Raw genomic sequence first — 24,284 nt, 5'->3', positions numbered from 1 at the left:
GGTTGGAGCTGGGCGGAACGTTCGAACTGCGCAAGGGCCGTCCCGTGTCCGTGGTGGGGGTGATGGCGGATGGGGGCAGTGCCTATGAGTCGGAGATCTGGGCGGACCTGGACGCGGTGCAGTCCGCCTTCGGTCGCGGCGGGTTGGTGTCCGCCGTCCGCGTCAAGCTGGCCCCCGGGGTGGGCATCGACGCGTTCAACGCACGGCTGCTCGCGGATCGCCGGCTCGGCGTGGAGGCGTTCCTGGAGCGCACCTATTACGAGCGGCAGGCCGAGGGCAGCTCCGCCTTCGTGGAGTTCATGGGCAGCCTCATGGCCTTCTTCTTCGCGGCGGCCGCCATGCTGGGCGCGATGATCACGATGAACGCCACCATCGCGGCGCGTCGGCGGGAGATTGGAACGCTGCGCGCGCTCGGCTTCAGCCGGGGGAGCATCGTCTTCTCGCTGGTGGTGGAGGCCTGTCTGCTGGCGCTCATGGGCGGAGGCGTCGGGGCGCTCGCGTCGCTCGCGCTCGGCTTCGTTCGCATCCCCATGATGAGCTCCTCGAGCTGGTCCGAGATCGTCTTCGCGCTCGAGCCGACCTCCGGGGCCATCGCGGGGGCCATGGTCGCCGCCCTGCTGGTGGGACTCTTCGGAGGGTTGGTTCCCGCCTTGCGTGCGGCGCGCATCCCCGCCGTCACCGCCATGCGGGAGTAGGCCCGTGAGGGTTGGCCCCGCACGTATTTCCTCGTCCCGAACAACAGGAGCAACGAATGTCCGCCAAGTCACTCGCGCCTTCCCTGTCCTCGATGCGCTCTCCAGGGTTCATCCAGAGGGAGGATGGCTCCGTGGTCTGCCCCAACATCGTCAGTCCCCTGTCCACGGTCGCGGCCCACAAGGACATCGATTGCATCGAGCGCTTCTTCGCCGCGGGATTCCCGCTGCACCTGGCGGTCCACAAGGTCCATGACGCGGAGCCGTTGCAGCGCGACTACACGGAGCTGCACGCGCATCCCCAGCCCGAGCTCAATGTCATCATCCCGGACGCGTCCGGGCTTGAGTATGAGATCCAGCTCGGCGAGGAGCGCTATCGCGTCTGCGAGCCGACCAGCATCTGGGTCCCGCCGCATGTGCCGCACTCGGCCAATGTCATCCGGGGCTCCGGCTACTTCGTGGCGGTGCGGCTGAAGGAAGAGGCCAGTCGCTAGCCCATCGATTGTGCCCACGCACGACAAGGGGGGGACATGCCCAAGAACTACCTGAGCCTGACGGACCCACTGCACGACTACATCCTCCGCAATTCCCTCCGGGAGCCGGATGTCATGCGGCGTCTGCGGGAAAAGACGGACGCGATGCGCATGTCCGCGATGGCCTCGCCCCCGGAGCAGGCGCAGTTCGTCGCGTTGATCGCGCAGTTGATTGGTGCCCGCCATTGCCTGGAGGTGGGGGTCTTCACGGGCTACACCTCGCTGTGGCTCGCGCACGCGATTGCACCGGATGGGCGCATTGTGTGTTGCGACGTGGATGAGAAATGGCCCCGCGTGGGGATGCCCTTCTGGGAGGAGGCGGGCATCGCGGACCGCATCGACCTGCGGATCGCTCCCGCGCTGGAGACGTTGGCGGAGCTGGAGCGCAGCGGCTACGCCGACTCGTTCGATCTGATCTTCATCGACGCGGACAAGGACAACTACCCCGCCTATTACGACCTCTGCCTGCGGCTCGTCCGGCCCGGTGGGGTGATGATGGTGGACAACGTGCTCTGGGGCGGCAGCGTCATCAACCCGGAGAACCAGAGCCGGGACGCCCGCGCCGTCCGTGAGCTGAACGAGCGTGTCTTCCACGACGACGCCGTTGCGATCTCCCTGCTGCCCATCGGGGACGGTCTCACCCTCATCCAACGCAAACCCTGAGGCACGAGAGCCCTTCCATGCTCCTCAACCCAACCGCCGCTCCCTCCACGGATGCCGCTTCGCGGAGGCGGACCCTGTCCCTCCTCCTTCCGGTGGAGCTGGTCCGGGGACTCGCCTCGCTGACGGCGGACCGACCCGGCGCCCTGGCCCGGGCCGTCCGGCTGGCGCTCCAACTGGTGCGGGAGCGGCTGCTCCAGGATGCCTCCGGCGACTTCGTGCGCCAGGGGAGTCACGCCCCGCTGAGAGCGGTTTCCGCGGAGGGGACGTTCCGGGAGGCCCTCGACGCGGCACCCCGGGAGGAGCCCGACGCGCGGTGCGTGTTCGACTGGGTGGAGCAGGGCGCGGAGGACCGCGGCGCGGTGGACGCCACGCTCCAGTTGCGCTTCAGCCCGTCGCCGGACGGGCTCCAGGCGGAGCTGTGCTTCGACCCCGCGCGGCACGAGGAGGACGCCGCGCAGCGCCTGGGGGCCCAGGTCGTCACCGTCCTGGACCGTCTGGTCGGGACACCGGATGCGCGCCTCGGTGAGGTGGAGACCGTTTCGCCCCAGGCACGCGCGCTGATGTTGGGGGCGTGGAACGGCGAGGCGCGCGCGCATCCGTTCGATGCGTGCCTGCACGAGCTGTTCGAGGCGCGTGCGGCGCGGACGCCCGACGCGATCGCCGTCGTCGCCGAAGCCGACGATGGGAGCCGCGTGTCGCTTACCTACGCGGAGCTGGATGCCCGCGCCAATCAGGTGGCCCGGTGGCTGCGGGCGCGAGGGCTCGCGTTGGAGGAGCCCGTCGCCGTGCTCGTCCGCCGGGGGGAGAACACCCACGCGGCAATCCTGGGGCTGTGGAAGGCGGGCGGCGCCTACGTGCCCCTGGACGAGGGGTATCCGGCCGCGCAGATCGCGTTCATCCTGCGCGACAGTGGCGCCCGGATGCTCCTCACCGAGGAGTCCTTCCGGGCCACCCGCGAACTCGCCGCCGAGCATGTGCTCTGCGTGGACGGGCTGACGCATCTGGCGCCCGACGATGAGGCAGAGGCCCCGGCTCCTGGGGGACGTCCGCTGTCGCCCACCCACTTCTCGCTGCTGCTGTACACGTCGGGTTCCACGGGCAATCCCAAGGGCGTGAAGCACCGGCAGGTGCAACTGCTCAACCGCTTCCAGTGGCTGTGGGAGCACCATCCGCTCCAGCCCGGGCACGTCATGTGCCAGCGCACGCCGCTCAACTTCCAGCCGTCGCTCTGGGAGCTGATGGGCGGACTGCTCCAGGGCATCCCCACGGTGGTGCTGCCGGATCGCGTCGTGAAGGATCCCCGGCTCCTCGCGGAGCGGCTGCACGCGCATGCCATCACGCACATCACCTTCGTGCCCTCCCTGCTCTGGATGCTGCTCGAGGGCAACGCCCGGCTGGGAGAGAAGCTGCGCAAGCTGGAGTGGATCATCGCGGCGGGAGAGCCCCTGGAGCGGCGGCTGGTGGCGCGCCTCCAGGAGAGCGCCCCCTGGGTGCAGGTGCTCTGTGATTACGGCTCCACGGAGACCAATGGGGTCCTGTTCTTCGACACCACGCGGGGCTTCCCCGAGGACACGCTCCCCGCCTTCCGCCCCATCGCCAACGTTCGCGCGTACGTCCTCGACGAGGCCCTGCGGCTGATGCCGCCCGAGGTCCCGGGCGAGCTGTTCTTCTCCGGCGCCTGCGTGGCGGAGGAGTACTGGAAGCGGCCGGAGCTCACCCGGGAGCGCTTCTTCGCCAACCCCTTCGAGACGCCGGGGCACCCGGTGCTCTACCGCACCGGAGACTTCGCCTTCTGGACCGCCGAGGGGGGATTGCGCCTCACGGGCCGGCGCGACGAACAGGTCAAGATCCGCGGCAACCGGGTGGACCTGCGGGGCGTCGAGCAGGCCCTGCGCGAGACGCTGGGGGTTCATGAGGTGAAGGCGCTCGGGGACCGCCGGGGCGGCACCGTCCGGCTGCTGGCGTACGTGTCGCCCGCGCCGGGCGCGAGCCTTTCGGGACGGGAGCTTCGTGAGCAGCTCGCGCAGAGGCTCCCGGGCTACATGGTGCCTTCCTCCGTGCACATCGTCGCGGCGCTGCCCCGGCTGCCCAATGGCAAGGTGGACGTCCAGCGCCTGCTGCTGAACGAGACGCCGTCGGGGGAGCGGCCAGCGCCCGATGCGCTTCGGGACCGACTGGCCCGGCACGTGGCCCAGGTGCTGGGACTGCCAGCCTCCGAGGTGGGCTTCCACGACCGCTACTACGCGCTCGGGTTCGACTCCGCGTCGATCGCGGAGCTTGCCGTCGTGCTGGGCCGGGACGGGTTGGACGTCTCCGTTTCTGACCTCTACAGCTACCCGTCGCTCGAGGAGCTCGCGGGGTGGCTGCTCGGACGGTCGGCGGAGGTCCGCGCGGAAGGAGAGACGCGGGCGCCGCGACCGGAGTCCCCTCCGTCGGCACTCCGGTCCCCGCCCTCGAACTTCACGAAGCCACCTTCGCGGCCGCCCCCCACCACGCCGCGGACCGCCTTCCTGGCGCCACGCCCGAACCGGCCGGCCGCGGGGGGGGAGTCCGAGGCCATCGCGGTGATTTCGGTGGCGGGACGCTTCCCCACGGCCCCCGACGTGGACGCCTTCTGGGAGCTGCTCGTGACGGGACGGGATGCGCTGAGCCCCGCCCCGGCGTCGCGGTGGCGGGATGCCGAGGAGCTCAAGCCTCCCGCGGTGGGCGGCTTCCTGGACGACGTGGACGCGTTCGATCCGTTCTTCTTCGACATCTCCCCCCGGGAGGCACTGCTCATGGACCCCCAGCAGCGCCTGGTCCTGGAGGAGTGCTGGAACGTGCTGGAGTCTGCGGGCCAGGCCACCCCGGCATTGGATGGAAAGAAGGTGGGCGTGTTCCTGGGGGCGCGCGCCGGGGACTACGCGGACCTCGCGGGGCAGCGAGGCTCGGGCGTCAGCGGCTTCGGGCTCATGGGCGCGGACCAGGCCATCCTGTCCGCGAGAACGGCCTACTGGCTGAACCTCCTCGGACCCGCGCTCACCCTGGACACGGCGTGCTCCTCGTCGCTGATGGCCATCCACCTGGCGTGTCAGAGCCTCCGGGCGGGCGAGTGCGAGATGAGCATCGCCGGCGGCGTGCACGTGATGTCGACGTCGCACATGCACCGGGCCTCGGCGCAGCTAGGCATGGTTTCACGGCAGGGCCGCTGCATGAGCTTCGATGCCCGCGCGGACGGAATGGTCCCCAGCGAGGCGGTGGCCGTGGTGCTGCTCAAGCCCCTGTCGGCGGCCCTGCGCGATGGGGATCTCGTGCACGCCGTCATCCTGGGCTCGGGGGCCAACCAGGATGGCCGGACCAATGGCATCACCGCGCCGAGCGCGCGGGCCCAGCAGGAGCTGCTCGAGGACCTCTACGGCCGTATCGGCGTGAGCCCGGAGACGCTGGGCTACCTGGAGGCGCATGGCACGGGGACGCGCCAGGGAGACCCCATCGAGGTCCAGGCGCTGAGCCGGGCGTGGGCGAAGTGGACCTCGCGCCGCCGCTTCTGCGCCCTGGGTTCGGTGAAGACACAGGTGGGCCACGCGGTGACCGCGGCGGGCGCCGTGGGCTTCATCAAGGCCGTGCTCGCGCTTCGTCAGGGGATGCTTCCTGGCAGTCTGCACTTCCAGCGGCCCAATCCGGACCTCGTGCTCACGGACAGTCCCTTCTTCGTGAATACGCTCGCCGCGCCCTGGCATTCCGCGCCGGCGGTGGCACGCCGCGCGGGCGTGAGTTCCTTCGGCTTCAGTGGCACCAACTGCCACGTGGTGCTGGAGGAGGCTCCGCCGCGCGCGGAGCGGAGCGCAGCCCAGGTCTCCAGCGGTGGACCCTTCGTCCTGCCGCTGTCGGGGAAGACCCGTGGCGCCCTCGTCAACAATGCGCGGCGGCTGCTCCAGTGGTTGGACCTGAACGCGCACCGCGTCCGCCTGGAGGACGTGGCCCACACCCTTCAGCGTGGACGCACGCACTTCGAGCAGCGTGCGTGTGTGATCGCCGGTGACGTGCGCGAGGCGTGCGAGCGGCTGGAACACGTGGTCCAGGGGACGCACGACACTCGCGAGTCCGGCCCCGTGCTGGACGCGATGGCCGCACGCGTCGCCTCCCGCTACCTCGCGGGCGAGCAGCTCGACTGGGCCCAGGCGCTGCCGTCGGCGGGCCGGCACATCCTTCTTCCCACCTATGGGTTTGAGCGCCAGCGGTACTGGGTGGAGGCCGCGCCCTCGCGTCCGTGGTTCACGCTCGGCGAGGCGCCCCTCCAGGACGCTGGATGGGTGAGCGCTCGGATTCCGGTGGACGCCTTCGTGTTCGCGGAGCACCACGTGGGGGGCGTGCCCGTGCTCGCGGGGGCCGCCCTCCTCGAGGTGGCGCGTGCCGCCGCCGAGCGGTTGCTGGGCGAGACGATCACGGCGCTGTCGGACATCCACTGGCTGCGCCCGCTCCAGGCCACCGCCTCGGGTGAGATGGAGCTGTGGCTCCAGCTAAAGCGGGGGGAGGGCGACGTGCGCTTCCAGATCGCCTCCGGAGACGCGACGGCGCCCGTCCCGCTGTGCGAGGGCCGGGCGTGGGGGGGCGTGGCGATGCAAGGTGGGGTGGGGCAGGGCGCCGAGGCGTTGGCCGAGGCGTCGCGCTCGGCCCCGCTCTGCCTGCCGGATCCCTACGAGGGGTTCAAACGCCAGGGGGTGTCGCATGGGGCGGGCTTTCGTGTCCTGTCCGGACTGAGGCACGGCGCGGAGGTGGCGGTCGCCTCCTTCGCGCTCCCCCCGGGCTCGCGGGTGGGCCACGACGTGCTTCATCCCGCGGTGCTCGACGGCGTGTTCCAGAGCGCGGCGGGGGTGGAGCCCGACACGGGCGCCACCACCGCGGCGGTGCCCTTCGCGGTGCAACGGATCGAATGGTGCGCGCCCCTTCCCGAGCGGGGGACCGTGGTGGCCCGCGCGGAGTCCACCCGGGATGTCTCCTCGCCACGCGCCACCCTGCATGTGCACGCGGAGGATGGCCGCCTCGTCTGCCGCGTCCAGGGCTTCGTCCGTCGGCGACGGGAAGCGGCGCGTCCAGCCCTGGAGCTGGGGGCCCGGAGCACGTTCTTCCAGTGGGCGTGGCGCGAGGAGGCCGGCAGGGCCACGACGCCCCCCGCGCGCGTGCGGGTCCTCAATCTGGCCGGGGAACTCTGGGGGCGGCTGGGCCCGGGGCCAACGGATCCCCGGACCGATGACGCGTGGTGCGTGGAGACCCGGGCCTCCCTCCAGGACGACCTGGGGACATGGCTCGCGAGCGCGGAGCGACCCGAGGCCGTGGCGGTGCTCCTGCCGGACACCTCGGAAAGGGTGGGGGGGCTGTCCGAGGCGGAGGTGGGGGAGCGCCTGCTCATGCTCGTCCAGGCCTTCGCGCGGGAACAGGCGCAGCGGCCGCTGCTGCTGGCGCTCTTTGCTCCCGCGACGTCTCCGGAGCGCGCGGAGTCGACCGCGCTGGGCGGCCTGGCCCGAGCGCTCAACCGCGAGGGACAGCGTCTCAAGATGCGGGCCGTGGGCGTGGAGCGGGACGCGTCCATGGCGGAGGTGGTGCGGCGTGAACTGGCCCTCCTGGACGAGCCCCGCGCGGAGATCCACTACGCACGCGGGACGCGGTACGTCCGCGACCTCTCACGGTACGAACCCCCCCGCTCCGAGGACGGCGCGGGCGGGCTCCGGCACGGGGGCGTCTATGTCATCACCGGGGGCCTGGGCGGCGTCGGCTACGCCCTCTCGGAGCACCTCGCGCGGCGGTGGCAGGCGCGGCTGGTGTTGCTCGGACGCTCGCCGCTGACCGGGGAGCTGGAGGGGCGGCTCGAGGCGCTGCGGCGCCTGGGGGCCTCGCCCCTGTACCGGGTGTGCGACGTGGGTGATGAGCAGGCGCTTTCCCACGCCCTGAGCGAGGCGCGCCGGCGCCACGGCGTCCTGCACGGGGTCATCCATTGCGCGGGCGTCACCCGCGACCGGCTGCTCGTGAACAAGCAGCGCGAGGACATCCGGGCCGTGCTCCAGCCCAAGGTCTCCGGTGCCGTCCTTCTGGATCGGTTGCTGGCGCACGAGCCGCTGGATTTCTTCGTCCTCTTCTCGTCCATCGCCTTCGTCATCGGGAGCCCGGGGCAGGGTGACTATGCCTACGCCAACGCCTTCCTGGACGCCCTGGCCACCGAGCGCGCCGCCCGCGTCTCCCGAGGGGAGCGCTCGGGCCGGACGCTGAGCCTCGCGTGGCCCTACTGGAAGGATGGCGGGATGCGCGTGGGGGCACCGACGCTTCAAGGCTGGAAGGACGAGCAGGGCCTGGAGCCCCTGTCCTCCGAGGAGGCCTGCCTCGCGTTCGAGGCCGCGCTGCGCGGTGGGGCGCGGAGTCTGGTCCTGCACCACGGAGACGCCCGCCGGTTCGGGGCCTTCTTTGCGCCCGTCCAGCCCACGCTCCAGACCGGGGCCGGCGTCTCCCGCGAGCGGTTGGAGCCGGAGCTGCTCCGGCTCGTGTCCCAGGTCATGGGCGCGGATGTCTCGCGCGTGAGCGCGACGCGCGACCTCTCCGACTACGGCTTCGAGTCCATCCTGATGGGGGAGCTGGCCCAGCGGATCCGCGCCACGTTCGGGGTGCCCCTGACCCTGTCGGAACTCTTCGACTGTAGCAGCGTGGCGCGGATCGCGACGCATCTGCTGGACACGCACGGCGCGTCGCTCGGCAAGGTCCTCGAGGAAGAGGCAAGGCCCGCGACCGTCGAGCCCCCCGCGCTGGAGCCCCTCCCGGCCCCGCCAGCGCGCCCCGAGCGCGAGCCCATCGCCATCGTGGGAATGGCGGCCCGCCTGCCCGGCGCCGACGACACGGACGCCTTCCTGTCGCTGCTGGTGGACGGCAGGAGCGCGTTCCAACCCTTCCCCGCGGGGCGCCGCTCCCCGGCGGAGAAGGGGCCGCCGCCCCTGGGTGCGTATGTCGAGGATGCGGACTGCTTCGACGCGGCCTTCTTCGGCATCTCCGCGCATGAGGCGCGGTTGATGGACCCACAACAGCGGCTGCTGCTGGAGACGACGTGGGCCGCCATCGAGAACATGGGACAGCGTCCATCGCGGCTGCGAGGCAGCAGGACCGGCGTGTTCGTGGGCGTCTTCTCCCATGCCCACGTGACGCGGCTGCGGGAGGAGGGCCAGGTGGATGACCCCTACCTGCTGTCCGCCAGCGATCACGCGATGATCGCCAACCGCGTCTCCTTCTACTTCGACTGGCGCGGCCCGAGCGAGTCCGTGGACACGGCCTGTTCCAGCTCGCTCGTGGCGCTCCACCACGCCCTGCAGGCCCTTCGCTCCGGGGACTGTGACACGGCGGTCGTCGCGGGCGTCCACCTGCTGTCCGAGGCGGGCTTCGCCGTCACCACCAAGGCGGGACTGCTGAGCCCGGACGGGGTCTCGCGGCCCTTCGACGCCGAGGCCCGTGGCTACCTCCGTGGCGAGGGCGTGGGGGTGCTCCTCCTCAAGCCCCTCTCGGCCGCGACCCGGGCGGGCGATCCCGTGCACGCGCTCGTGCTGGGCTCCGCCGTCACCCACGGAGGCAAGGCCTTCGCGCTCACCGCGCCCAGTGCTCCTGGCCAGACGCGCGCGGTCGTGGACGCCCTGCGCGCCTCGGGCGTGGATCCGCGAAGCGTGAGCTACGTGGAGGCCCACGGAACAGGCTCTCCCGTGAGCGATGCCACCGAGCTGCGTGCGCTGCGGCAGGCGTTCGTGGAGGTGGGCAGTCCGGTCGCCGAGGGAGTGCTCCAGGTGGGCTCCCTCAAGGGCAACATCGGTCATCTGGAGGCCGCCTCCGGTGTGGCGTCGCTGATCAAGATGGCGCTCTGCCTGTCCAGCCGACAGCTTCCCGGTGTCGTGGGCTTCTCCCGCATGTCGGAGGAGACCCGCGCGCTCGCCGGTCCCCTGCGCGTGTCGTCCCGGACGGAGCCGTGGCGGGCTCCCTCGCCGCTGCGCTGTGGCGTCCACACCTTCGGGCTCGGTGGGACCAACGCGCACGCCATCCTGCAGGAGGCGCCGGCCGGGCTTCGTGCCGCCATGTCCCGGCCCGCCGGCGCTGTGCTCCTGGTCTTCTCGGCGCGCACCCGCCAAAGCCTGGAGGGGGGACTCATCCGCATGGTGCGCGCTCTCTCCACGGAGCCCGCGCCCTCGCTGGAGGATGTGGCGCACACGCTGGCGCTCGGGCGTGAGCCGTTCGAAGTCCGCGCGGCCCTGCTCGCGGCAAGCCCCGCGCAGGCCGTCCAGCGGATCCTCCAGTTGATCCAGTCGGGGCCGGTGGAGGGCAGCTCCTGGACGAGCTGGGCGCGGGCGTCCCGGCCGGTGGAGGGGCTGGATGCGGCCGTCGCCCGGGGCGAGCTGTCCGTGCTCGCCGCGGGATGGTGCGCCGGGGCGGACATCGCATGGGAGCGCCTGGAGGGGCTCCAGCACGGACGGCGCATCCCGCTGCCGACGTACCATTTCGAGCGTCAGCGGCACTGGGAGATGCGGCCTCAAGCTCAGGCCCCGGCTCCCCGGAGCGCATCCATGGACCTGGCCACCCAGGTGCTCGCGATGCTCGCGGCGACGCTGGGCGGCGATCTGGGACCCGAGCAGCTACACGTCCCGCTGGCGGACCTGGGCTTCGACTCCATCATGGCGCTCAAGCTGCGCCACCGCTTGAACGAGACGCTCGGCATGGACTTCTCCGGGGCCCACCTCACGGAGCGGGACACGCCGCACGCGCTCGTCCAGTTCGTGGTGGCCGAGACCGACCTCGTCCGACCGCGTGGGAGCACCGTCGCCTCGCGGGAGCCGGTGGATGCCGGCGTGCGCGAGCGCGTCTTGCGTGGGGAGCTTTCGGTGGATGAGCTGAGCCAGGACCAGGTGGACGCGTTGATGAAGACGCTCGAATCGGAGACGCGATGACGCCAGGGAGCCCGAAGGACACGACGCGGCCGGAGAGCCCTGGTGAGGCCAGGCGGCGGCTCGCGGAGCTCGTCCGCGCGTCGCGAGCCCGCGCGGCCGCGGGCGAGCAGCGCTGGCCGCTCAGTGACCTCCAGGAGTCCTTCCTCGTGGGTCGTCAGCTGGCCCTGGATGGCGACCACGTGGGGTGCCATGCATACCTTGAGTTCGTGGTCCCCTCCTGTGATGTCCGGCGCCTGGAGGACGCGCTCAACCGCCTCGTGAGCCACCACGAGATGCTCCGCGTCGTCATCCACGAGGAGGGCGCCCAGGGCCTGCTTGAGACGCCTCCCGCGGTCCGCGTGGGCGTGTCGGACGCCCGGACCTTGAGCGGGGACGACGTGGAGCGCTCGGTGCTGGGGGTGCGCCAGCGGATGTCCCACCAGGTCTACGCACCGGGGCAGTGGCCCCTCTTCGAGGTGCGGGTGTCCCTCCTGCCGGACGGCCAGGACGTGGTGCACGTGAGCCTGGATGAGTGGGTGGCGGATGCCACCTCCATGTCCATCCTGCTCGGGGATTGGCGGCGGCTCTACGAGGGGACCGGGTCGCTCGTGGCGCCGAGGCGGACGTTCCGTGACTTCGTCCTGGCCACGCGCGCGGAGGAGGGCACGGCGCGCTTCCAGCGCGACCTCGCCTTCTGGAAGAAGAAGCTCGCGGCGCTGCCGGCCGGGCCCCAACTGCCGCGCCTGGCGCGTCCTCCGCCCGGCTCCCGCCATTTCCAGCGTGCGCGACGGGTGGCGAAGCTTGGTGCCGACCACAGCGGTGTGCTCGAGCGGCTGGCCCGCGAGGCCCGGGTGTCGGTGACGAGCTTGCTGCTCACCGTGTTCGGGGATCTGCTGGCCCGGGAGGGCGCAAGCCCCCACTTCTCCCTCATCCTCACGCTGTCGAAGCGCGACGTGGCTCTGCCGGGCATCGAGGACGTGGTGGGCCCCGTGCTGTCCACGGGCATCGTGATCCGGGAGCCGGTGGCGCAGGGTGAGAGCCTGGAGGAGCGCGTGCGGGGCATGCACCGGCAGCTCTGGGACGCGCTCGACCACGGCAGTGTCAGTGGCATCCGGGCGCTTCGGGAACTCAACGCCGACGGCCGGCCCGCGCGGACGCTGACGCTCCCGGTGGTGTTCACGAGCATGATCCACAGCCTGGGCCAGCGGCAGGGCTGGTTCGAGCAGCAGCGCTTCGGGGTGACCCAGACGCCCCAGGTGTTCCTGGACCACCATGTTCTCAAGCGCGATGGGGGCCTGGAGCTTCACTGGGACGTGGCGCTCGACGCCTACGGCGAGGCGCAGGTCGACCGCTGGTTCCAGGACTACCGCGACGCCGTGCGCGCGCTCTGCGTCCGGGGCACGCTCCGCGAGGCGGCGGCTCCGTCCGGGGGGCGGGACCTGCCGCTCGATGATGTGCAGCAGGCCTTGATGATGGAGCGCCTGTCCGGAGCGGCGACGCGCGGAGGGGCGGTCATCTACGAGGAGTTCCGCCTGGAGCGGTGGGACCTGACGCGGCTGACGGACGCCTGGCGGATCCTCATGGCGCGCCACCCGGCGCTCCGGTCCTTCGTGACGGAGGAGGGCTGGAAGCGGGTACTGGACACCGCGCCCGCCTTCACGCCCCCGCTCACGCGGCTGACCTCGGAGGAGGCGTTGGCCGGGGTGCGCGCGCGCCTGGTCGCGCAGGTCTTCCCGCAGGGCGTCTGGCCCTTCTTCGCGCTCGAGGTGAGTGTCGTGCCGGGCTCCCAGGCCGTCGTGCACCTCGCGGTGGATCCGGTGGTGGTGGGCGGGCCGTTGCTGCGAAAGCTCGCGACCGAACTCTTCCTGCTCCACGCGGGGCACCTGCTCGCGGAGGAGCCCGCGTCCTCGCCGGTGCCCATGCCGGCCGCCCCTCCGGAGGCCGTGGAGGCCGACCGACGCTACTGGACGGCGCGGCACGCCGACGTGCCGGGAGGCCCCACGCTGCCGGGCGTCGCGCCGGAGCAGGATGGCGTGCCCACGCGGTTGAGCGGACGGGTGGAGGGGGCCGCCGCGCTCAAGCGGCTCGCGAGGCAGTGGGGCGTGGAACTCGATGGGCTCCTCCTCACGGCGTACATGGATGTCCTCCGCGAGTGGAGTGGCGCCCCCCGCTTTAGCTGTGTCCTCGTCGCATGGGATGAGGCGTGCGCCAGCGGCACGCGGTTCCATTGGCTTTCGTATCCCGAGGACGCGGGGACGGCCGGGCAGCGCGCGTCCCGGTATCAGGCGCAGCTCGACAGCGATCGCCGCCACGACGCGGTGTCGGGTCTGGCCGGGCTGCGCAAGCGCGCGCACGCCGGGGGCCCGGTCCCCTCGTTCGGCTGTGTCTACACCGGCCTGCTGCGGGGCGTGGATGCGTCCCTGCCGTCGGGGGTGCGGTCCGGCGAGGGACTGTCGAACACGCCGGGCGTGGGGCTCGACTGCATCACCTTCGATGAGGGCGAGGCGCTCGCCGTCCACTGGGACGTGCGCGCCCGGGGAGGAGACGACCGCGAGGCGCGGGAGATGTTCCAGCGCTACCTGCACACGCTGTCCGGACTCGTGGGCACGGCGGGTGCGCCGGCCAGCACGCACGCGGCGCCCGGCACGAAGCGGGTGCACCGCGGGTTCGAGGACGTGGTGAAGCGCTTCCCCGAGCGCATCGCCGTGAGCCAGGGCTCGCGGCGGCTCACCTACCGTGAGCTCAACGCGCGCGCCAACCAGCTCGCGCGGCACCTGCGCTCGTTGGGCGTGGGGCCGGAGACGCTCGTGGCGCTGTGTCTGGAGCGAACGCCGGAGTTGGTCATCGCGGTGCTGGGCGTCCTCAAGGCCGGCGGCGCCTACGTTCCCCTGGACACCACCTATCCGGCGGACCGGATCCGCGACGTCGTGGAAGACGCGAGGGCGCCCGTCTTCATCACCCTGGCCTCGGCCCCCCAGGGGATGGAGCTGGACGGGGTCACGATCCTGCGGCTCGACGCGGACGCGGGCCTCATCGCCCTCCAGGGGACGGAGGACCTGGAGGGCGAGGTGCCGGAGCACGGCGCGGCGTACGTCATCTACACGTCCGGCTCGACGGGCCGGCCCAAGGGCGTGGTGGTGGAGCACCGCAACGTGGCGCGCCTGTTCTCCTCCACCGAGCCCTGGTTCCACTTCGGTCCGGAGGACGTGTGGACGCTGTTCCACTCGTATGCCTTCGACTTCTCCGTCTGGGAGATGTGGGGCGCGCTGCTGTACGGCGGCAGGCTCGTCGTCGTGCCCTATGGCGTCTCCCGCTCGTTCGACGCCTTCCACGAGCTGCTCGTGGAGGAGGGCGTCACGGTCCTCAACCTGACGCCCACGGCCTTCCGGCACCTGGTGGAGTCGGACGTGCGCGCCCCCCCATCCGCGCGCCTCCAGTTGCGCTACGTCATCTTCGGGGGCGAGAAGCTCAACCTGCACACGCTCGTCCCGTGGTTCGAGCGGCATGGCGAGTCCGCCACCCTGGTCAACATGTACGGCATCACCGAGACCACGGTGCATGTGACGTATCGCCCCATCCGCCCCGGAGACGTGCACCGGCCGAGCCTCATCGGCGTGCCCATTCCCGATCTCGGCCTCTACCTGCTGGATGCCGCGCGCGAGCCGGTGGCCGAGGGCGTCATCGGCGAGCTCTACGTTTCGGGGGCCGGGGTGAGCCGGGGCTACCTCCACCGGCCCGAGCTGACGGCCGAGCGTTTCGTCTGGCATCCCGGTCTGGGACAGCGCCTCTACAAGACGGGAGACCTGGCGCGGCGGCTGTCGGACGGGGAGCTCGAGTTCATCGGTCGTGGCGACCACCAGGTTCAGCTACGCGGCTTCCGGGTGGAGCTGGGCGAGGTGGATGCGGTGGTGGGGCAGGTCCCCGGCATCCGCTCCTGCGCCGCGCTCGTCGCGGACGCGGAGAGCGATGATCCGAAGCTCATCGCGTTCGTCGTGCCTGAAGGGACGATGCCGCCCACGGCGGAGATCCGCCGTGTGGCGCGGCTGAGACTGCCGGACTACATGGTGCCGAACCTCCTGGTTCCCGTGGCCGAGTTGCCGCTCACGCCCGAGGGCAAGCTGGACCGGCGTCAACTGCTCGCCCGGGTTCCTCGGGCGTCCCCGGAGGCAGCGGGCCCTCCCGCCGAGGGGAGCACGCGGCTCCAGGAGCGACTCTCGCGGCTGGTGGCGGAGGTGCTGCGCCTGCCCACGGTCGCCCCCGAAGCGGACTTCTTCGACCTTGGCGCCACCTCGCTCAGCCTGGTCCAACTGACCCGCCGCATCGAGCGAGAGCTGGGCGCGCGCATCCCCGTGGAGCTGCTGCTCAACGGCGGCTCGGTGCAACGGCTGGTGGCGCGGCTGGAGCGCCCCGCGGAGGAGGGGCAGCCGCCCGTGCCCGCACCGCGCGCGGCCGTGCTCCTCGAACAGGTGCTCGCCGTCTTGCGGCAGTTGCTGCGGCGCGAGGAGCTCGCGGCCGAGCAGGACCTGTTCGATGCGGGGGCCACGTCGCTCTCCCTCGTCAACGCGTCGCGCCTCCTCCACGCGGTGACGGGCACGCGCGTGCCCATCGAGGTGCTCCTGGCGAAGCCCACGGCCGCGGCGGTGGTGACCTACCTCCTCGCGCGACCGGAGGGCACGCCCGTCGCGGCTGCTCCGGTGGAGCCCCGGCCCTCGGGTGTCGCGCTCACGCGGGACGCGCGGCTACAGGCTCCAGGGCGGGAGCAGGCCGGGTTCCAGGTGGCTTCCGCGCGGGGCACGCTGTCCCGCCCGGTCCTGGAGGCCCTCCTGTCGCTCCTCCTTCCCGCGCACGCGGGGGAGGGGGCCCGCAGGCTCCATGCCTCCGCGGGAGGCAAGTACGCCGTGGAGGTCCTTGTCGGCGTCGCCCCCCAGCGGGTGGTGGGGCTGGAGGGCGGCCTGTACTGGCTGGACGTGGCGCGCGCCGAGCTGTGCCGGGTGGACGCCGCCCTCGCCCCGGGGGCGATTCCCTCCGAGAACGAGACGGGGGCCGTGCGGCTGCACTTCGCCGTGCGCGAGGATCGCCTCGGGCCGACCTATGGCGCCATCGCCTACCCCCTGGGAGTGGTGGAGGCGGGCTACATGCTGCAACTGCTCGCTCCGAGGCTGGCTCGGTGGGGCGTGTGTTTCTGGCCGAGGGCGGTCGAGCCGGGCGGCCTGCGTGGCGCCTTCGCGGCCGGGGTGCGGATCCGCGTCGGGCTGAGCGTGGACCTCGCGATGGCGCAAGCAACGCCCACGCTTTTGACGCCGGAGGAGGTCCTCGGGTGGGGCCTGCGCGGCGACTCCTGGCTCCTGGGCCGGGAGGACGTGGCGCGGTTGTCAGGCCCCCTCGTGCTCCCAGAGTCCATGAGCACGGGCGCCGAGGCCCCGGCGGCCCCGGCGACCTTCTCCGTCCGCCTGCCGCTTCAGACCGTGTCGCCCGCCGCGGCGGACTTCCTGCTGCGCGCGTCCCAACGCGGCAGCCACCCGTCGGGCCCCGTCACGCTCGCCCAGCTCGGTGGATTGCTCGAACTCGTGGGACAGCCCTCTCCCCAGACGCCCGCGCACTACGCCGCGCTGCCGGGAGAGCGGCCCGTGAACCTCCTGCTGCATTGCCGCGAAGGAGGCGTGGAGGGACTGCGGGAGGGCATCTGGCGCTACGACGCGCGAGCACATGCGCTGGTGCGCGTGGCGGAGCTTCCGATGCACCGGCTGAAGGAGGGGCACGCGCCTTCCAACCGGGCGCACTTCGCGCGCGCCGCCTTCGGCCTGCTCTTCACGGTGGACATGGCGCGGGCCGAGCGGGCCTGGGGCCGCGCGGGAGTCCACTTCTCCCTGCTCCAGGTGGGGCAGATGGGCCAGTTGCTGATGGAGAACCAGTCCGCCTTCGGGCTCGGGCTGATTCCGATTGGTGGCCAGGGCCTGGAGGGACTGCGCTCCGAGTTGGAGCTCGCGCCCTCCGAGACGCTCATCCACACGCTGCTCGGCGCGACCTGTGCGTACGCGGAGCCGCTGAAGGCGCCGCTGACGTTCCTTGCGGACCGGCCCCGCCCCGAGCCCACCCCGGCCCCGCGCGCGAGCCCGGGCGTCGCCATCATCGGCGTGAGTGGCCGCTACCCGGGCGCGGAGGACCTGGAGTCCTTCTGGGAGCGCCTCCAGGCGGGCACGGAGTGCATTGGCGCGCGGCGCTGGCCCGCATCGGGGCGTCTTCCGGCCGCGGCGTTGCTCGACGACGTGGCGGGGTTCGACTCGCGCGCCTTCGGGCTCTCCCCCGCCGAGGCGGCGCGCGTGGATCCGCAGGAGCGGCTGGTGCTCCGCAGTGTCTGGGAGTGTCTGGAGAACGCGGGACATGTCCCGGACTCCCTGCGGCGTTCGGGACTTCGTGTCGGCGTCTTCGCGGCCACCATGTGGTCAGACTACGAGAAGTGGGCGCTGCCCCGCTTCGAGGCGGAGGGCGAAGCCTCCGTCGCCTCGCTGCATTCGTCGATCGCCAACCGGGTGTCCTGGTTCTTCGACTTCCGGGGGCCCAGTGTGTCCGTCAACACCGCGTGCAGCTCGGCGCTCACGGCGCTGGGGCTCGCGCGGGAATCGCTGCTCCGGGGCGAGTGCGACCTCGTCATCGTCACGGCGGTCAACGTCATCGCCCACCCGTACCACCTCGCCGCGCTCGCCTCGCAGGGGCTGCTGACGCCCGAGGCGGCCGCGAGGCCCTTCGGCGCGGAGGCGGCGGGGCTCGTCGTGGGCGAGGGCGTGGGCTCCGTGCTGTTGCGGCGCGTGGAGGACGCGGTGGCGGACGGGGACTGCCTGCACGGGGTGCTGCGGGCGGTGGTGACGGGACACACGGGCCGCACCCGTCGCCTGGGCCTGCCGAGCGCCCAGGCCCAGGCGGACATCCTCCGGGCCTGCTGCGCGCAGGCGGGGGTCGAGCCGTCGGACGTGACGTATGTGGAGAGCGCCGCCGCCGGGACGGCCCTCGCGGACATGAGCGAGGCGGAGGCCCTGGTGGAGGGGCTGGGCACGCGCGGCCCTCCGTGCCTCGTCGGGACGGTGAAGGGGCAGTTGGGGCACCTGGAGGCCGCGTCCGCCATGTCCCAGCTCACGAAGGTGCTGTTGCAACTGCGCGCGGGCGTCGTCGCGCCGGCCGTGCGCCCGGAGACGCTCAGCCCGCTGCTGCCGTTCTCCGGCACGCGCTTCCAGGTGGCTTCGACACTCCAGCCCTGGCCACGGCGCGAGGGGACGCCACGGCTGGCGCTCGTGAACGCCGTGGGCGCCACGGGGAGCGTGGGCAGTCTGCTCGTGGAGGCGCCGCCCCCGCCGTCGCATCCGGTGGAGCACGAGGGGGTGGAGGGGCCCACGCTGATCGTCCTGTCCTCCGCGTCCCAGGCGCAGCTATCGCGGACCACGCGCGCCCTGGTCCGTGCGCTCCGGCACGGGCTCTTCGCGCCCACCCGCCTGTGCGACGTCGGCCACACGCTGCTGACGGGACGAAGGCACCTGGAGGTGCGGGTCGCCCTGGTGGTCTCCACCCGGGAGGCGCTGGTGGAGGCCCTGGAGGACTGCCTGCTCGGTGACTTCCGCCGTCCCGGTGTCTGGACGAACTTCGGCCCGCCCCACGCGGAGCCGGATCCGGGCGAGCCCCTGGGGGCCGCGGCCCGGGCCTGGGTGGAGGGGCGACCACTGGACGCGTTTCAGCGGCTCATGGCCCCGGGAGCCCGCCGCACGCCGCTGCCCGGCCATGCCTTCCAGGAGGAGCGGCTGTGGCTGGAGGTGGCCCCCCCGGCTTCCGAACCTCCGCGTCCCGCCGCCGTCCCGACGGCCCCCCCGCCGGACGTCGAGTCGCTGGAGGCGCTGACGGTCTGGCTGCGCGACCTGTACGCCGAGGTGTCTGGGATTGACCCCGTCCACCTGGGCGCGCTGCGTCCGTTGGAGGAGTGTGGCCTCGGTTCGGTGCTGGTGGGCCTGCTGACGACGAAGCTGAGCGCGGCCGTGGGACGGGTTCCCGCCACGCTCTGGTACGAGTGCCAGACCCTGCGGGAGGTCGCCGCCTGGCTCCAGGCGCACCGAGCCTCGGCGCTTGGCGCGTTTTCGCTCCCGCGTGAGCACCCGCCGACCGTTTCGAGGCCGGAGCCGGAGCCGGAGCCCGGCGGCGGCGGCTCGTCCCTGTCCACCGGGGAACTGCCGCTCGCCATCGTGGGCCTCGCGGGCCGCTATCCCGGCGCGCAAGACATCCGCTCCTTCTGGGACAACCTGCGGCGGGGCGTGGACTCCGTGCAGGAGGTCCCCGCGGAGCGCTGGGACTGGCGCTCACTGTTGAGCGCGGATGAACGCGAGGCGGGGGTGGACCGGTGCAGGTGGGGTGGCTTCATCGACGGAGTGGATCGCTTTGATCCGCTCTTCTTCCGCATGTCGCAGGCGGAGGCGGAGCTGACGGATCCGCAGGAGCGCTTGTTCCTGCAGACCGCGTGGGAGGCTGTCGAGGACGCGGGCTACAACCGTGCCGAGCTGAAGCGCAGCACGGAGGGGCAGGTCGGCGTCTTCGTCGGGAGCATGTATGACGACTATGCGCTGCTGGGCGCCTCCTCGACGGCACGGGGACGGCCCCTGGCGCTCGGCTCCAGCTCGGGCTCCATCGCGAACCGCGTCTCGTATGTGTTTGGCCTTCGCGGGCCGAGCCTCGCGCTCGACACCCTGTGCTCGTCCTCCCTGGTGGCCCTGCATCTGGCGGCGGAGAGCCTCCGTCGCGGCGAATGCCGCGCCGCCATCGTGGGCGGTGTCAATCTCTCGCTTCATCCGAACAAGTACCGGGTGCAGTCGCAGATGAACATGCTCTCGTCCGTGGGCCGCTGTCAGGCATTCGGGGCGGGGGCGGATGGCCTGGTTCCCGCGGAGGCTGTTGGCGCGGTGCTGATGCGGCCCCTGGCGGATGCCCTGCGCGAGGGCGACCACGTGTATGGCGTCGTCCTGGCCACCGCCATCAACCACGGAGGTAGAACGAACGGCTACACCGTTCCGAGCCCCAGCGCCCAGGCGGAGCTGATCGCCTCGGCGCTGAAGCGCGCCCGGGTGGAGCCGCGCTCGGTGAGCTACCTGGAGGCGCATGGGACGGGTACTTCCCTGGGGGATCCCATCGAGCTTGCCGGGCTGGTGGAGGCATTCCAGGGCGCGACGGAGGCGGCCTTCTGCTCCGTGGGCTCGGTCAAGTCCAACATCGGCCATGCGGAGGGGGCGGCGGGGATCGCCGCGTTGACCAAGGTGCTGTTGCAGCTCGAGCACCGCGAACTGGTGCCCTCGCTCCACTGCGCCCCGCTCAACCCCCGGCTCGAACTGGAGGGGTCTCCCTTCCGGATCCAGACGTCCCTGGAGGCCTGGGCTCCCACGCGGCCGCTGGACGGCGTCACGAGCCCCATTCCCCGCCGGGCTGGGATCAGCTCGTTCGGTGCCGGGGGCGTCAACGCTCATGTCCTCCTCCAGGAGGCGCCGAGAGCCTCCCGGGGCGAGGACGGCGCGCGGGACGCGGGTCCCCAGCTCTTCGTCTTCTCGGCCCGGGATGAGGAGCGGCTCATTGAATCCGCGCGGCGCCTCCATGCACACCTCGCGCGGTGGAGCTCCGTCGCGGAGCAGGTGCCCGCGGGACCTGCCACGCCCGGCCATCGCGAGCCGGAGGGGCCGGCGCTGGAGGCGCTCACGGCCTTCCTCTCGCGGACCCTGGGCCTGCCGGTCGAGGAACTGCGGGCGGACGCGCTCGTGGAGGAGCTGGCGTTGGACACGGCGCAGCTTCAGGAGGTGCAGGAGTGGGCCGCGGTGCGCTTTGGCGTGGTGCTGGCGCCGTCGGAGCTGGGCGCGACCGTGTCGCTGCGTTCGCTCGCCGAGCGTCTGCGGGGACCGGCGGCCAACGCGGACGCGGTGGCCAGGGCGGACGGCGCGACCCAGGTGGACGCAGCGGCCACGGCAGCGGTGGTGCGGGAGCGGGACGCGGAGCTGGCGCCGTGCCCGCGGGACCTCGCCTACACGCTCCAGCTAGGCCGTGAGCCGCTGGAGGAGCGCCTGGCCTTCGTCGCGAGCACCCTGCGTGAGGTGGTGGATCGGCTGGCGGCCTTCGTGGAGAAGCGCGGCGCGCCGCAGGGGCGTCTGCACCGAGGCGTCGCCAGGTCGACGGCCGAGTCGCTGGAGGGCCTGTTCGATGGCGCGGAGGGTGCGGCGTTCGTGAAGGGCCTCGCGGAGCGCGGCCGGCTGGATACGCTCGCCACGCTGTGGGTGAGGGGGGCGGCCGTCGACTGGCGGCTCCTGCACGGCGCCTCGCGTCCCCAGCGCGTGTCGCTGCCGACCACTCCGTTCGCCCGGGTGCGCTGCTGGGCCCTCGACGCGCCCCATGTGGAGGTGGCGGTGGTGGATGGCGCGATCGCGCAGCCTCCCGTACGGGAGCCCACTCCCCTGGCGCCGCCCGTGGAGGAGCCCCTCCTGACGACCCTCCAGGCGCTGATGGCGGAGGTGCTCAAGCACCCTCAGGCCTCGATGCCGACGGACGTCTCCCTGGAGGCGCTCGGCTACGACAGCGTGTCGGCGGTGAAGTTGCGGCACGCGCTCGAGCGGCACCTGAAGTTGGAAGTCCCCTTGTCCGAACTCGAGCCGGGCCTGTCGATGGAAGCCCTGGCCCGGCGGATCGAAGCCCAGCCCGGGTTCCGCGCGAACCGAGCGGCGCCACCGCCCACCGTGGCGCTCCCTCTTCCTCCGGACCCGTCCAGGACGCCGCCCGGCCTCCTCCCGGAGCCGGTGCGCGAGGAGCCGCCCTTCCCGTTCACCGACATGCAGCAGGCGTTCATCGCCGGGCGTGAACTGGGACGCAAGACGGACCCCGTGGGCTGTCACCTCTACCTCGAACTCCTCTTCGAGCGACTCGACGTGCCCCGTCTGGAGGTGGCGTGGACGCGACTCGTGCGCCACCACGCGATGCTTTCCACGCGCATGTCCCGGCGTGGCCAGCAGCGGCTCACCGAGGTGCCGGAATACCGCATCGCCGTCCGGCGAAGCGAAGCGCCCCGGGAAGCTCCGCTCGCCGAGCACGTCGCGGCCACGCGGGAGGAGCTTTCACACAAGCTGTACGCCCCGGACGTGTGGCCGCTCTTCACCGTGTGCGTGACGCGGCTGCCCTCCGGCGCCTGCGTGCTCCACCTGAGCCTGGACGAGCTGGTGGTGGATGCCAGCAGCGTGGAGCTCCTCCTGAGCCAGTGGCAGGCGCTGTACGAGGACCCGTCGCACGTCCTGCCCGCCGGGGGGACGAGCTTCCGCGAGCATGTCCAGGCGGCCCGGCGCATGGAGGCGGAGGAGGGGTTTCGCAAGGACCTGGACTATTGGATGGCCAAGCTGACGGACATCCCTCCGGGCCCCGGTTTCAGCGCGCCCCCGGAGGCCCCGGCGGGCAGGCGCCAACGGCTGGAAGTCCGACTGTCCCCTCCCGAGCTGGAGTCGCTCCGGCGGCTGGCGCGGAGCCTGGGCTCGACGGTGAATACCCTGCTGCTGACGCTCTACTGCGACACCCTGCGCGGCTTCGCGGAGCGCGGCCGCTTCTGCGTCGTCCAGACCTTCTTCAACCGGCTGCCGCTGGTGGGAGACCCGTCGCTCGTCGTCGGTCCCTTCACCTCCAGCTCCCTCTTCCTCTCCGAGGCCTCCGCGAGCAGCTCCTTCGAGTCCCGTGTCCGCGCGGCGCAGGCGCAGTGCTGGGCGGATCTCGAGCACTCACGGGTGGGCGGCGTCCGGGTGCTGCGCGAGCTGCGGCGCGCGGGACGCCTGCCCGCCGGCTTCAGCCTCCCGGCGGTGTTCACGAGCACCGTGGGGAGCGTCAAGCAGGGCGGGGGACGCTGGTACTCGCTGCGCGTCTTCGGCATCACCCAGACGCCGCAAGTCTACCTGGACCATCAGGCGCACGAGGAGGAAGGGGCACTTGTCCTCCACTGGGACTTCGCGGCGCACTGGCTGCCCGCGACGTTGGCACAGCGGATGTTCGACACCTACGTCCGCGCGCTGCGCGAGGCGGCCTCGGCGCCGGAGGGGCAGCGGCCCCTTGCGCCGACGGAGGCACGCCCCGCCTCCATGCTCCTGCATCGGGATCCGGAGCGGAGCGGCCCCTTCGGGTTGACGAGCCTCCAGCGCGCGTACGTGGTCGCCCGCAAGGTGTTCCAGGGAACGGATCGCAGTTGCGCCGTGTACCAGCAACTGGACCTGCCCGGACTGGACCTGGCCCGGATCGAGGCGGCGTGGCGGCGGCTGGTGGAGCACCACGAAATGCTGCGCACGGTGGTGCTCGGCAATGGCACCCAGTGCCGCTACGACGGCCCCCTGGACATCCGCGTGGGCGAGACGCTCGTCGCGTCACACGAGCCGCGCCACTGGGAGGCGGCGACGCGGGAGACGGCCGAGCGACTCTTCGGGCACGTTCACGCGCTGGGGGAATGGCCGCTCTTCCAGTTGCACGTCGTGACGTCGCGAGACCGGCGGCGGTCGGTGCTGCACGTGGCGATGGATGGGATGATCGCGGATGGGCCCAGCATCGAGATGCTGATGGCGCAGCTTCTCCGGCTCTACGCGGAGCCCCAGCTCCGGTTGCCCGAGCCGGCGCTCCGCTTCCGGGACTGGGTGCATTCGCTCGAATCGTTCGCCGCGTCGGAGGCGGGACAGGCGGCGCGGGAGTACTGGCGCGAGCGGTTCGCCGGGCTGCCTCCGGCGCCGGTGCTCCCGCGTGCCTCTGGTGCGCACACGGGGCGGGTCCGGCTCACCGCGCGCATCGAGGGTTGGGCGGCGGTGCGGCAGCGCGCGGGCGCGCTGGGCGTGGACACGGACATGGTCGCGCTCGCGGCCTATCTGGAGGCGCTCGCCACCTGCGCGGCGTCTCCGGTCTTCACCGTCGTGGTCGCCAACTGGGACCGCCCGTCGCTCCATCCGGACATCCACGAACTGGTGGGTGACTTCTGCAGCCTGGCCTGGGTGACGCGCGGCGCGGAGGACCTCCGGTTCGATGAGCGGGTGCGGCGTTATCAGCGGGTGCTGCGCGAGGACTGGTCGCGCTCCGGGGTGAGCGGCACGGAGGTGATGCGGGAGTTCGCCGTGCGACGGCGGAGCCCGGGTCCCTTCCCGGTCGTCTTCACGCGTCCGCTGGGGCAGGGCCGTTGGCGGATGCCGCGGGAGGTGAACCTGGGCGAGGCGCGTTCGCGCACGCCGCAGGTGCTCGTCGACCATCTCAGCCATGTGGGCGAGGACTGGCTTCGGGTGGACTGGGACGTGGAGCGGTCGTCCGTCGACGAAGCCGCGCTCACCGCGGCCTTCTCCACCTATGTGGCGCTCCTGGAGCGGCTGGTCCGGGATGAGGCGGCATGGGCTCGCCCCCTGCTTGCCTCCGAGCCGCCCCGTGGCGCCATCCGTCCTACGGGCACGAACCGAGCAGTGGAATGA

5 protein-coding genes are annotated in these 24,284 nt (G+C 72.2%); all 5 read left to right on the top strand.

Features of this window, described 5'->3' with window-relative positions:
- A partial coding sequence (locus tag OV208_RS13865) for an ABC transporter permease (protein WP_267574314.1) occupies nt 1–695 on the top strand: 695 nt, incomplete at its 5' end.
- Nucleotides 696–751: 56 nt separating this feature from the next.
- Entirely contained in the window at nt 752–1,186 is a 435-nt protein-coding gene (locus tag OV208_RS13860) for a hypothetical protein (protein WP_267574313.1), read from the top strand.
- A 36-nt stretch (nt 1,187–1,222) separates the two neighbouring features.
- Nucleotides 1,223–1,888: an O-methyltransferase gene (locus OV208_RS13855; RefSeq protein ID WP_267574312.1), complete on the top strand. Its 666-nt coding sequence runs from the start codon at nt 1,223–1,225 to the stop codon at nt 1,886–1,888.
- 17 nt (nt 1,889–1,905) lie between these two features.
- Nucleotides 1,906–10,830 (top strand): amino acid adenylation domain-containing protein, encoded by an 8,925-nt coding sequence (locus tag OV208_RS13850; RefSeq protein ID WP_267574311.1) that lies wholly within the window; start codon nt 1,906–1,908, stop codon nt 10,828–10,830.
- Complete coding sequence (locus tag OV208_RS13845) at nt 10,827–24,284, top strand: non-ribosomal peptide synthetase (protein ID WP_267574310.1); 13,458 nt, start codon at nt 10,827–10,829, stop codon at nt 24,282–24,284. The genes OV208_RS13850 and OV208_RS13845 overlap by 4 nt, the downstream gene beginning before the upstream one ends.

This window comes from Corallococcus sp. bb12-1 (genome assembly GCF_026626765.1).
Classification (GTDB): domain Bacteria; phylum Myxococcota; class Myxococcia; order Myxococcales; family Myxococcaceae; genus Corallococcus; species Corallococcus terminator.
Note: the sequence above shows the minus strand (reverse complement) of the source record. Positions and strands in the feature narration are given on the sequence as shown.